Genomic DNA, 10542 nt, shown 5'->3' on the forward strand with positions numbered 1-10542 from the left:
GCGCCAACATCTTCTTCGTCAAGGACGGCAAGATCCACACGCCCAAGCCCGACTGCTTCCTCGACGGCATCACCCGCCGCACGGTCATTGGCCTGGCCAGGGATCGCGGCCTGGAGGTCATCGAGCGCGCCATCCTGCCGGAAGAACTGGAAGGCTTCGAGCAATGCTTCCTGACCGGAACGGCAGCGGAAGTAACCCCGGTTTCGGAGATCGGCCCTTACCGATTCGAGGTCGGCGAGATCGCCAAGAATCTCATGAACGACTATTCTATGGCCGTTCAACCCAAGCATGCGATTGCCGCAGAATAACGATAGTCACAGCTTTTCTCGCAAGCAGGGGCGGTTTTCAGGCCGCCCCTTTTATTTAAGCGTTTGTGCATTTGACTTTCGTCCAATTCGGCGTCTCATGATGGTGTCGGCCCGGGAGGCTGGCAGCTATGGAGGGACTAATCATATGGACATGAACACGCTTCTTCCGATCATCATTCAGATCATTACAGGCATTATCGGTGGTCAGGCGGTCGGCGCGGCGATCAAGACGGCGGCGATGGGTCAGCTTCCCAAAATCCTGGGCGGAGCCATCGGCGGCGTCGGCGGCGCGGCGATCCTCGGCAGCCTGCTCGGCGGTGGCGCGATCACTCCTGACGCAGCCGCGGCGGCCACCAGCGGCCTGGGCAGCGCGCTCAACCTGCAGAACATCGTCGGTGGCGCAGGCGGCGGCGCGATCCTGACCGGCATTCTCGGCGCGGTCATGGGCGCCATGAAAAAGTAAGCCTGCCAATCTCGGGCTGGCAGAATGGGCGGCTTCGGCCGCCCATTTCTTTTTGGACACGCACTGTTTGACCTTCCGGACGTGGACGGTCTTGGCCGATGCCTCTACATGATCGCTGACACAGCGAAAGGACGATCATGGGTCAGCTCAATGCCGGTATCGTGCCGGTCACTCCGTTCCAGCAGAACTGCACCATCCTGTTCGACATGGACGACAAGCACGGCGTGGTGGTCGATCCCGGCGGCGACATCGACAAGGTGCTGGCGGTGTTGAAGGACAATGCGATCACCGCCGAAGCGATATGGATCACGCATGGCCATATCGACCATGCCGGCGGCGCCATGGAGTTGAAGGAGGCGCTCGGCATCGAGATCATCGGCCCGCATGAAGCCGACAAGATGCTGCTCGACAATCTGGAAAACCAGGGCAGGCGCTACGGCATCGACGGCGTGCGCAATTGCGTGCCCGACCGGTTCCTTGCAGAAGGGGAAACTGTGTCGTTTGGCGGCCATGTGTTCGAGGTGCTGCATTGCCCCGGCCACGCGCCCGGCCATGTCGTCTACTACAACCGCGCCGCCAAATTCGCCCATGTCGGCGACGTGCTGTTTCGCGGCTCGGTCGGCCGCACCGACCTGCCGGGCGGCGACCATGCGGCACTCATCGCCTCGATCAAGGACAAGCTGTTGCCGCTCGGCGACGACATCGGCTTCATTTGCGGCCATGGCCCCGGCGGGCGCTTCGGCGAGGAACGGCGGACCAATCCATTTTTGACCTGAATGAATGAGGTCTGGACCGCCCTGGGTTCGAAAGCCCAACAAGCCGACAACAAAAAAAGCGCCGGCCTTGCGGTCAGCGCTTTTTGTCTGGGGCAGGGAAGCCTCAGTTGGCGGTGCAGAAATGCTGTTCGCCGTCGCTGCCGGTGAAGGTGCCGGTGCGGGAATTGAAGGTGCGGTAGCGATCCGAGCAATAGTCGTACCAGCCGCGCGTCCAGGGTTCGGCGTAGCGGTCGGCATAGACCACCTGCGGTTCCACATAGTAGCGGCGGACCGGAGCCGGGCGCACGAGCACCTGACGATCGTAGTAACCGTCATCGTAATAACGGTCGGAATCGGGCGGCGGCCGGTCATTGGCCAATGCGCCACCAATCAGCGCGCCGGCGGCAAGGCCGAGAACGCCGGCTGCCACAGCGTCGCCATTGCCATGGCCGTGATGGTGCCAACGGCGCCAGTCATCGGCATTGGCTGCCGAAAAGGTCCCCAGCGTGGTGGCGACCACGGCGGCGGACAGCACGGCTGTCTTGAAAATGCGGTTCATCTTGGTCTCCTTCGTACCGGGCCGTGCAGGTCTGCAGGGGATACGGTCCGGCTTTACCAGTGACTAATATGAGACCGTGGCTGAACGGGGGCTGAACGAAATTTTGACCACGCGCATTCTTTCACGGCATCAACAGCCGCACCCTCGGGGCGCGGACCTGACCTGCCGGAGCCGGCGTCGTCCGAAGCCGGCTCAGCCGACCGACAGGTTGACGGCCTTGGGTCCCTTGCCGCGCTTGTCCGGCTCGGTGTCGAATGTCACTTTCTGCCCATCCTCGAGACCGGGAAGACCCGACGCCTGCACGGCCGAAATATGCACGAAGACATCCTTCGCGCCATCATCCGGTGTGATGAAGCCGAAGCCCTTGGCATGGTTGAAGAATTTGACGGTGCCGGTCTGCGGCATGGGAAGCTCCTTTGATCCCATAAACTCCAGTCTCGGGCCGGCAAATGCCCGAGAGGAAATTTGTCCTTTATTTTAGCGTCATCGGCAAGAGAAAGTTTTGCGGGCACTTAAAGCCCGCCGCGCTTTAAGTGCTTGTTATGATGCGCGTCATTGGCCGGGACCCGGATGAACTTGCCGGTAACATGCGTTCATGCTGCACTGCTGACATGAAAAAGGCGCGGCGAAAACCGCCGCGCCTTTCAAAAATCTGTCTGCCTGCCCAGGTGCTGGTCAAGCTCCTCGTTCGCTTATCCGCCTGGGACGTGCGGTGCGCCGATCGCTCAGGCTGCGCGCAGGTTGACCGCCTTCGGGCCCTTGCCCATGCGGTCCGGCTCGACGTCGAAGGTGACCTTCTGGCCGTCGACGAGCGTGCGCAGGCCCGAGGCCTCGATCGCTGAAATGTGGACGAACACGTCCTTGGCGCCGCCGTCGGGCGTGATGAAACCGAAGCCTTTGGTTGCATTGAAGAATTTAACGGTGCCGGTCTGGGCCATTGGGGAAACTCCTTCACCCGTTCAGTCTTGGTGGTCCTGCCCGCCACCTGGCGTCGAGGGCAGTTCCTGGTGGTTGCTTTCGGCAGTCATGCATTGGCGCATGGTCAAACCCCCCGCCGAAAAACGGGGCCGTCAGAGATTCACAGTATCGGGGAAAGGTCGTCCAAAACGTTCCGCTCTCCGGGTCGCAAATGCCCGAACACAGAATTTATCGCACGGAAACGTGAAGGTTGCAAGATAGCGCCGCGGGCCGCCGCCATGGGCGCATCCCGACGCATAAATCGACCGATCAAAGCGTCGACCGGCCGCAGATAGGCTTCGTTGGCCGAGGGGTCATCGGCCCACAGCCCCGGTCATGCATGGGCCAGAAGCGATGATTGCCGGCGACGCGGCGGGACCCGACCGATCCCGCTGTCATTTCCCGATAGAGGCCGCGGGCGGGGTTGCAATCGGCAGTGGAATGGCGAGGATCATGCCATTGGCGACTGATCTAAATCTTGTTTTGAGCGATATCATTGTCAGCGAACCGCCAGGCAGTCTTGGGCGGTATGCACCGGGACGGGGATCGAGGGAGAGACGATCATGAGGTTGCTTGCGGCAATCTTTTCACGGCAGGGTTTTAGCGTCCTGTTCCTGTCGGCAATTCTTGCCGCCTGTACGGTCGTCGTCGATGACGGACCGCGCCCGCGTCCGCCGCGCCCCGAACCGCAATTCTGCACCAAGCAGTACGAGCCGGTCTGCGCCCGGCGCGGCGACGATCGCCAGACCTTCGCCAATGCCTGCCTTGCCGGCAGGGCGGGTTACCGCATTGTGCGCGATGGCCCCTGCCGCGATGGTGGTGGTGGTGGCGGCCAGCAGGCCTTCTGCACCCGCGAATACGCGCCGGTGTGCGGCCGCCGGCATGGCGAGATGCGCACCTTCCCCAACGCCTGCGAGGCCCGCGCCTCGGACTATCGCATCGTCGGCGAAGGGCCGTGCTGAGAACTTACCTTCCCTCCTTGTCGAAGAAGCGGAAATTGCAGTTATTCTTCCACGCCGACATAAGCCTTCGTCCTGAGCAGGCCGGCCAGATGAGCGGCGTTTGAAGCCGCCATTTCGATGGCTTCGGCGACCTTGTCGGGAGTCTTCGGCAGGTCGACATAGTTGACGTCGCCCATGGCTTCACCGACCCAGTAGACGCCGCCATTGGCGGGGATTGTGAAGCCGACGTCGTTCAGCGCCTGGAAGCATTCCGCGTGGCAGTGATGCGCGCCGTCCTCGTTGCCGACGATCGCCACCAGCGCCACCTTGCCGGCGGCCGGCATGCGGCCCTTGTCGTCGGTTTCGTCGAGAAAGGCGTCCATGCGTTCCATGACGCGCTTGGCGATGCTTGACGGCTGGCCCAACCAGATCGGCAGACCGAGGATGAAGATATCGGCGGCGACAATCTTTTCTCGCAGGCCAGGCCAGTCGTCGCCCTTGCCCATGTCGGAGAGCACGCCGGGCTTGATGTCGTGATCGACAGCCCGCACGACCTCGCCCTTCACGCCATGCGGTTTGAGCGCTGCGAGCAGATCGGCGATGATCTTGTCCGTGGACGATTTTTCCTTGTCGCCGGAAGCTTTCAGCGAACAATTGATGGCAAAGGCGGCAAGGGGCATTGCGGAACTCCTGCATAGGGTTGTGCACGCTCAACGTCACAAGGCGCTTGCGGTTGCGCGGCGGGCGAGATCCAAACATGGCTGCCTAGGCAGGATACGCCCCATCGGCGGGTCCTGCATAAAACTCGCTGCCGTGCTCGTCGGAAATGCGCAGGCGGTCGGGGGTTTGCGGCATGGACAGGCTGTGGAACAGCGCGGTGGCGCATTGCAGCGCCGCACGCAGGGTCGGCGCCTCCAGCGACACCTTGTCGAGCGTCGCTTCCTCGGTGTCGCGCGACCGGTAGAATTCGATTACAAAGTTCAAGCAAGCCTCCGAGCGGAATATTGCGTGAGCATGTTGCGTCAGTCCATTGTCTGCTCACGGCAGCGGGTGTGCGCACTCAGCGCCGCTCGGGCTATCAACCCTTGGACTTCGGCTTCAAGCCGCTCTCCGCCTGCTTGACCGACGAGCCGAACGGGGAGGCAGGCTTGGCCACCACCTTGTCCTTCTTCGGCTTGCGCACCTCGCGATTGCTTCGCTGCTGACCCTTGGACATGACTGCTCCTGATGCGCGTTGGCTGGGCGTGTCGGCTGGCTTTCCGCTCAGGTGACCGGATTGTCGGCCAGTTCGAGATTGTCTTCCGTGGTGACCCGTTCGTGGGTCTCCTGCTCGCTGCGGATACGGTATTGCGGGGAACCGTCCTTGACCGGCAGCCTGCTCTTGATCTCGAACAGTTCCGCGGTCTTGCTGAGCAGGCCGGTCCGGCTTTTCATGCGCACGGTCTGGCCGATGGCGAAGAGATGCGAGGGCGTGTCGGTGCGCGGACGCGCATTCTGTTGGAAACGGATCATGCTGCATTCTCCCGGTCGCGCATCAGCGCGGTTTCGAGGTCCATGTAGTCGCTGGCGACAAGCTGGCTGGTGGGCGGGTTGTTCATCGCCCTTGCCAGCAGATGGATGAAGGTGGCGATGCGGCGCCAGGCAAGCCGCGACATGCCATCGATCAACTCTTCGTCGTGATCGATGTCGTAGTCGCCAGCCGGCAGTTGTCCTTCCAGGCCACCGAGCACGAACGGTGCGGTGAAATGGGCGATGGAGCGGGTGGTGCGGTCCGGCATTGTCCTGGCCTTGATATTTCCCCGCCTCGTGGCGTCACGTAAACAGCGGTCTGAGAGCAAAAAAGCGGGGACACGACGAATGTGCCGCGCGTCCAGTACCGGCAATTTGGAATGAGATTGGCGGGTCGAAAACCTCCGACGCCGCGAGATGCCAATTCTGGCCCAAACGATATCTCCCATATAGCTCAACTTTGCGCTCTCTTCAAGAAGAATTGTTGAATTACCCGCCTCGGATAGAAAAATAGGCCTCTATAAACTTTCGAACAATTCCGTTATGGTTCAAGATATTTCTAAAAGTTTCTTGGAAACATGCCGAGTTTTTCCTTGACGCCCGTACTTTTTATTTTTTCTGAAAAGGATAAAATCATGGTTTCAGTCAGAACCTCGAAAGGGAAGACGGTGGCGATCAATCCGATCGTCAAGCCAATCGCCACATACGCCAATGGCGCCGCTGGAAAGCCGATGGCCGTCCAGTCGGCGCGGCTGACCATCAGAAGCGACGAGGCGGCAAGGCGTACGATCTCCGACACCGACGGCACCGTCAGGCGGGCCAGGCAGGTTGCCGAGACCAACCGCCTGGTCTGACCGCTTTCGCGGCGATGTAGGGCCCAGAACCAAGCAAAGCCTTGAACGTGCCGCGCCGATGGCCTAGATCGCGGGCAGGCGCGAAAACACGGCAGGTGTCCCATCAACAGAGATCAGAGAAGAGCGGCGGGTGCGGGAGCTACGTCTGGCGCGGCCAAGTCTGGCGCCGGAGGACGGCCGCCGCTGGGCCTCGACCAGTATGTGCAGCAGGCGCTGCAACTGCATCAGGCCGGGCGCCGGCAGGAGGCCGAGGCGATCTACCGGCAGGTGCTGGCGCGTCAGCCCAAACACGCGGCCGCGGCGCATTTCCTCGGCTTGCTGCTGCACCAGACCGGGCGCAGCGAAGAAGGCATGGATTTCCTGGAGCAGTCGGTTCAGCTGCAGCCGACGAACCCCGACTTCCTCAACAATCTCGGCACGGTGATGCGCGATCTCGGCCGCGTCACGGCGGCGATCGATTTCTTCCGCGGCGCGGTGGACCTGCGGCCGGAGCAGCTCGCGGCGCGCGACAATCTCGGTTCGTCGCTGAAGCAGATCGGCCGGTTCGAGGAGGCCGAGGACATCTATCGCGGCACAGTGCAGCGCAATCCATTCCACGTGCGCGCGCGCATCGGGCTTGCCGAAACCCTGCAGGAAGCCGGACGCCTCGACGAGGCACTGGCTGTCTTCCAGGAGGCCCTGACCATTCGCCCCAAGGATGCCGACCTGTTGCACGGGCTGGGCGTCGGGCTGATGGAGAAGGGCAAGCTCGGCGAGGCGACAGACCTGTTCCGGCAAGCGGTGGCGATCCAGCCCGGCATGGCCCGCGCATGGCTGATGCTGACGCAGGTCAAGCGCCAGAAGGAGCGCGATGCCGAATTGGCCGGCATGGAGGCGCAGCACGCCAAGGCGCCCCAGGACAGCCTGGCACGCATGCAGCTGTCGTTTGGCCTCGGCAAGGCCAATGACGATCTCAAGGATTACGGCAAGGCCTTCGACTACTTCGCCGAGGGCAATGCCATCCGCCGCAAGGGCATCGACTATGATCCGGTGAAGACGCGTGCCGAATTCGAGGCGATGAAGACCGTGTTCGATGCCGGCTTCTTCGAGAAGCACAGGCCGAGCCCGATCACCGACGATGCGCCGATCTTCATCGTCGGCATGCCGCGTTCGGGCACGACGCTGGTCGAACAGATCATCGCCAGCCACCCCCAGGTTTATGGCGCGGGCGAGCTCAGCATCCTGAAGACGGCGGTCGGCAGGCAGTTTCCGTCGGACATGCCGGGCGGCTTCCCCTGGGGCGTGGCCGACACCGACGATACCGATTTCGCCGAGGCGGGGCAGGCCTATCTCGACATGCTGCATGCCCGCTATCCGCATATGCGCCACGTCACCGACAAGATGCCGGGCAACTTCCTGCTCGTCGGCTTCATCCGCATGATGCTGCCGAAGGCCAGGATCATCCACTGCGCCCGCGATGCGGCGGCGACATGCCTGTCGATCTACAAGGTGCATTTCCGCGGCGACAGCCACCGCTATGGCTATGACCTCGGCGAACTCGCCGATTTCCACAATCTCTATACCGACATCATGGCGCATTGGCACAAGGTGCTGCCCGGCGTCGTGCACGATGTGCGCTACGAGGACTTCGTCGCCGACCAGGAAGGCCAGAGCCGGGCGCTGATCGACTATCTCGGCCTGCCATGGGACGATGCCGTGCTGTCGTTCCACGCGACCGACCGGCCGGTGCGCACGGCATCCGCCGCGCAGGTGCGCCAGCCGATGTACCAGGGCTCGGTCGATTTGTGGAAGCGCTACGGCGACCGGCTGAAGCCGCTGCTCGACAAGCTGGATTAGCGAGCGGGTCGCGGAGATGCCCATCAGCTTCGTCATCCTAGGGCGAAGCAGGAGCGAAGCTCCGTCGCGAAGACCCTAGGATCCATGCCGCGACCTCGATCGAAGAATGCCGCGGGGCAGAAGTCTTCGCCGTTTCCGATATTTTGACGTTACGGCATGGATCCTATGGTCTACGCCGCGTCGCTTCGCTCCTTGCTCCGCCATAGGATTGTTTGGGCGCATCCCCCTCGGCGAGGGCGCGCACGCTAAGCTTATTCAGTCGGTGCGTTCATTGCCCAGGCGACGCCGAAGGGATCCTTCACCTGGCCCCAGCGGTCGCCCCAGAACATCACCTGCAGCGGCGTGACGATCTCGCAGCCGGCGTCGACGGCGCGTTTCCACCAGGCGTCGATGTCATCCTTGCCGAGATGGAGCTGCAGCGTATAGCCCTGCGCCGCCTGGTGCGGATGGCCGTGTTCCGGATAGGCGTCGCCGAGCATCAGCGTCGAGCCGTTGATGTAGAGGTGGATATGCATGGTGCGGCCTTTTTCATCCGCCGGATAGGCAAAGACTTCCTCGGCCCCGAAAGCCTTCTTGTAGAATTCGGCGGCCTTGATGGCGCCGTTGACCTGCAGATAGGGGGTCAATCCGCCAAGAACCTTGGCGCGGGGCGGGGTCTGGTCGGTCATTCTCGTGTTCCTCTTCACGTTTGGCATGGCCTTGCGGATCATAGGACGGATGAGGTGACGCCAATCCTACAGGGCCCGAAAATTTTTCGCCGCGGCCGGATCATCGGGCACCGGCCGGCTTTTGAGGCCGGTGCATGCTGCGGCTGGCCATGGTCATATGACCTTGGCCGAGGACGTGGCCGCGCGACGGCTGTCGCGGGCATCGAAGATTTCCGGAAAGCCGATATCCTTGCGCAGTTCGGCCGGCAGCGACAAAAGGATGCGTTCGCTGCGGTGACGGGCGCGCGCCGCGGCATACCGGGTTGCGATGCGGCCGATGGGTGACAGGACGGACATGATGACTTCTCCCTGGGTTGGCGCCGGCATCATCGTGTCGGCATCCCAAGGACGAGGCAGCAACGGGCGATCCGACAGATTGTCGAATTTTTTCTCTGTTACCGGCGCGGCGCCCTTACGTCAGGCAGCAGTCTCCAATCGTTCGATCGTTTCAAGGTCGGCTCTCTTGGCCTTCCCCTCGACGGCGAGGTCATAGCTTGCCTGCATGTTCATCCAAAACTGCGGCGTGGTCCCAAAAAACTTCGCAAGGCGCAGTGCGGTATCGGGCGTTACCGGTGTCGTCTCGCTGGCTAGGCGCTCGATGCGCGTGCGCGGCACATGCAGCTTTTTGGCCAGCGTGTAAGGCTTCAGACCAAGCGGTATGAGATACTCTTCGCGGAGAATTTCTCCGGGATGGATGGGCGGGTTGATATCAAGCATTTGGGACCTGCCTTCAATGGTAGTCGGTTATTTCAACATCTTCTGCCTGCCCATCCACCCAGTGAAAGCAGATGCGAAACTGATCGTTGATGCGGATCGAATGCTGACCGGCACGGTTGCCTTTCAACGGCTCAAGCCTGTTGCCGGGAGGCGTCTTGAGATCTGACAGTTCGGCGGCGTTGTCGATCATGTACAGCTTCCGTTGGGCCGGTCGGACAAGATCCGAAGGGAAGCCCTTTGGAGCCTTGCCGTTCGAAACGGCTTGGCTGGTCTTGTCCTTGAACGAGCGTATCATCCGTGGGGTTCCGACGGACGTACCATGACATGATACGTTTCAGGAATCAAGAGTACGTCTCATGAAATGATACCAAAGGTGCGCCCTGTCAATGACAGGCCGAAACTTCATCGGCAATGCATCTTCCTCGCCGCTCAGCCGGTTCCTTCAGCCACTTCACGGAAGAAACGCTCCGGGTCTTCGACCTCGGTCAGCTTCCGCTTCTCGACCAGCCAGAAGCGGTTGCCGACGGCACGGATGAAGGAGCGGTCGTGCGAGGCGAGCAGGCAGCTTGCCTGGTGCTTCAGCAACTCCTCCTCCAGCGCTTCCTGGCCGTCTATGTCGAGATGGTTGGTCGGCTCGTCGAGCAGGTAGAAGTTGGGATTGGCGAGCCTGAGCGCCAGCATCATCAGCCGCGCCTTCTGGCCGCCCGACAGCACACCGATCCTTTTCTCCTGCATCTCGATGACCACGCCGGCGCCGGCGAGCAGCGAGCGGGCGCGCTGTTCGCCGACATCGTAGCGGCGCGAGACCATGGCCAGCGGCGTGTCGTCGCCGCTGATGCCGGACAGCGCTTGGTCGCTGTAGCCGAGCACTGTCGACGGCGTCACCTTCACATTGCGCACCGCATCCTGATCGAGGATGGCGTTGCGGATCAAGGT

19 protein-coding genes are annotated in these 10542 nt (G+C 62.0%); 6 read left to right on the forward strand and 13 right to left on the reverse strand.

Going from position 1 to position 10542, the window contains the following annotated elements; translation table 11 throughout:
- The 3 genes from EOA36_RS15635 to EOA36_RS15645 all read left to right on the forward strand — a co-directional run.
- Positions 1 to 308: aminotransferase class IV (locus EOA36_RS15635; protein ID WP_189553239.1), on the forward strand; the 308-nt coding region annotated here is incomplete at its 5' end.
- A gap of 145 nt (positions 309 to 453) precedes the next feature.
- Entirely contained in the window at positions 454 to 771 is a 318-nt protein-coding gene (locus tag EOA36_RS15640; protein WP_127278400.1) for a hypothetical protein, read from the forward strand.
- 137 nt (positions 772 to 908) lie between these two features.
- Complete coding sequence (locus tag EOA36_RS15645) at positions 909 to 1547, forward strand: MBL fold metallo-hydrolase (protein ID WP_127278401.1); 639 nt, start codon at positions 909 to 911, stop codon at positions 1545 to 1547.
- A gap of 103 nt (positions 1548 to 1650) precedes the next feature.
- Here EOA36_RS15645 and EOA36_RS15650 read toward each other — a convergent pair whose 3' ends face one another.
- The 3 genes from EOA36_RS15650 to EOA36_RS15660 all read right to left on the reverse strand — a co-directional run bounded on the left by EOA36_RS15650 (position 1651) and on the right by EOA36_RS15660 (position 3023).
- Positions 1651 to 2085, reverse strand: a complete 435-nt coding sequence (locus tag EOA36_RS15650; protein WP_127278402.1) for a BA14K family protein — start codon at positions 2083 to 2085, stop codon at positions 1651 to 1653.
- Positions 2086 to 2277: 192 nt separating this feature from the next.
- The gene (locus tag EOA36_RS15655) at positions 2278 to 2490 is read right to left on the reverse strand and encodes a cold-shock protein (protein ID WP_008877668.1); all 213 of its coding nucleotides are present in this window, start codon (positions 2488 to 2490) and stop codon (positions 2278 to 2280) included.
- 320 nt (positions 2491 to 2810) lie between these two features.
- Positions 2811 to 3023 carry a cold-shock protein gene (locus EOA36_RS15660; protein WP_006202520.1) on the reverse strand — a complete coding sequence of 71 codons (213 nt, stop codon included), beginning with the start codon at positions 3021 to 3023 and terminating at the stop codon, positions 2811 to 2813.
- A gap of 582 nt (positions 3024 to 3605) precedes the next feature.
- On the opposite strand from EOA36_RS15660, the gene EOA36_RS15665 reads away from it, so the two are divergent.
- A complete protein-coding gene (locus EOA36_RS15665) occupies positions 3606 to 4004 on the forward strand; it encodes a Kazal-type serine protease inhibitor (RefSeq protein WP_127278403.1) in 399 nt (132 codons plus the stop codon).
- Between the two features lie 41 nt (positions 4005 to 4045).
- Here EOA36_RS15665 and EOA36_RS15670 read toward each other — a convergent pair whose 3' ends face one another.
- From EOA36_RS15670 to EOA36_RS15685, 5 genes are all read right to left on the reverse strand, one after another.
- On the reverse strand, positions 4046 to 4663 hold the full coding sequence (locus tag EOA36_RS15670) for an NAD(P)H-dependent oxidoreductase (RefSeq protein WP_127278404.1): 618 nt from the start codon (positions 4661 to 4663) through the stop codon (positions 4046 to 4048).
- Positions 4664 to 4748: 85 nt separating this feature from the next.
- On the reverse strand, positions 4749 to 4967 hold the full coding sequence (locus EOA36_RS15675) for a hypothetical protein (RefSeq protein WP_127278405.1): 219 nt from the start codon (positions 4965 to 4967) through the stop codon (positions 4749 to 4751).
- Between the two features lie 94 nt (positions 4968 to 5061).
- Positions 5062 to 5199, reverse strand: a complete 138-nt coding sequence (locus tag EOA36_RS37295) for a hypothetical protein (protein WP_167498789.1) — start codon at positions 5197 to 5199, stop codon at positions 5062 to 5064.
- Between the two features lie 47 nt (positions 5200 to 5246).
- Entirely contained in the window at positions 5247 to 5495 is a 249-nt protein-coding gene (locus EOA36_RS15680; protein WP_127278406.1) for a hypothetical protein, read from the reverse strand.
- Positions 5492 to 5761 (reverse strand): hypothetical protein, encoded by a 270-nt coding sequence (locus EOA36_RS15685; RefSeq protein WP_127278407.1) that lies wholly within the window; start codon positions 5759 to 5761, stop codon positions 5492 to 5494. The genes EOA36_RS15680 and EOA36_RS15685 overlap by 4 nt, the downstream gene beginning before the upstream one ends.
- A 366-nt stretch (positions 5762 to 6127) precedes the next feature.
- On the opposite strand from EOA36_RS15685, the gene EOA36_RS15690 reads away from it, so the two are divergent.
- Positions 6128 to 6346 carry a hypothetical protein gene (locus tag EOA36_RS15690; protein WP_127278408.1) on the forward strand — a complete coding sequence of 73 codons (219 nt, stop codon included), beginning with the start codon at positions 6128 to 6130 and terminating at the stop codon, positions 6344 to 6346.
- A 201-nt stretch (positions 6347 to 6547) separates the two neighbouring features.
- Positions 6548 to 8182: a sulfotransferase gene (locus tag EOA36_RS15695; protein ID WP_127278409.1), complete on the forward strand. Its 1635-nt coding sequence runs from the start codon at positions 6548 to 6550 to the stop codon at positions 8180 to 8182.
- A 251-nt stretch (positions 8183 to 8433) separates the two neighbouring features.
- Here the strand turns inward: EOA36_RS15695 and EOA36_RS15700 are convergent, their stop codons facing one another.
- The 5 genes from EOA36_RS15700 to EOA36_RS15720 all read right to left on the reverse strand — a co-directional run.
- Positions 8434 to 8850 (reverse strand): glyoxalase/bleomycin resistance/extradiol dioxygenase family protein, encoded by a 417-nt coding sequence (locus tag EOA36_RS15700; protein ID WP_127278410.1) that lies wholly within the window; start codon positions 8848 to 8850, stop codon positions 8434 to 8436.
- Positions 8851 to 9003: 153 nt separating this feature from the next.
- The gene (locus tag EOA36_RS15705) at positions 9004 to 9186 is read right to left on the reverse strand and encodes a hypothetical protein (protein WP_127278411.1); all 183 of its coding nucleotides are present in this window, start codon (positions 9184 to 9186) and stop codon (positions 9004 to 9006) included.
- A gap of 120 nt (positions 9187 to 9306) precedes the next feature.
- Complete coding sequence (locus EOA36_RS15710) at positions 9307 to 9606, reverse strand: HigA family addiction module antitoxin (protein WP_127278412.1); 300 nt, start codon at positions 9604 to 9606, stop codon at positions 9307 to 9309.
- A 13-nt stretch (positions 9607 to 9619) separates the two neighbouring features.
- Positions 9620 to 9901, reverse strand: a complete 282-nt coding sequence (locus EOA36_RS15715; protein ID WP_127278413.1) for a type II toxin-antitoxin system RelE/ParE family toxin — start codon at positions 9899 to 9901, stop codon at positions 9620 to 9622.
- 134 nt (positions 9902 to 10035) lie between these two features.
- On the reverse strand, positions 10036 to 10542 hold a 507-nt coding region (locus EOA36_RS15720; RefSeq protein WP_145969183.1), incomplete at its 5' end, for an ATP-binding cassette domain-containing protein.

The organism is Mesorhizobium sp. M8A.F.Ca.ET.021.01.1.1, from assembly GCF_003998025.1.
GTDB lineage: Bacteria > Pseudomonadota > Alphaproteobacteria > Rhizobiales > Rhizobiaceae > Mesorhizobium.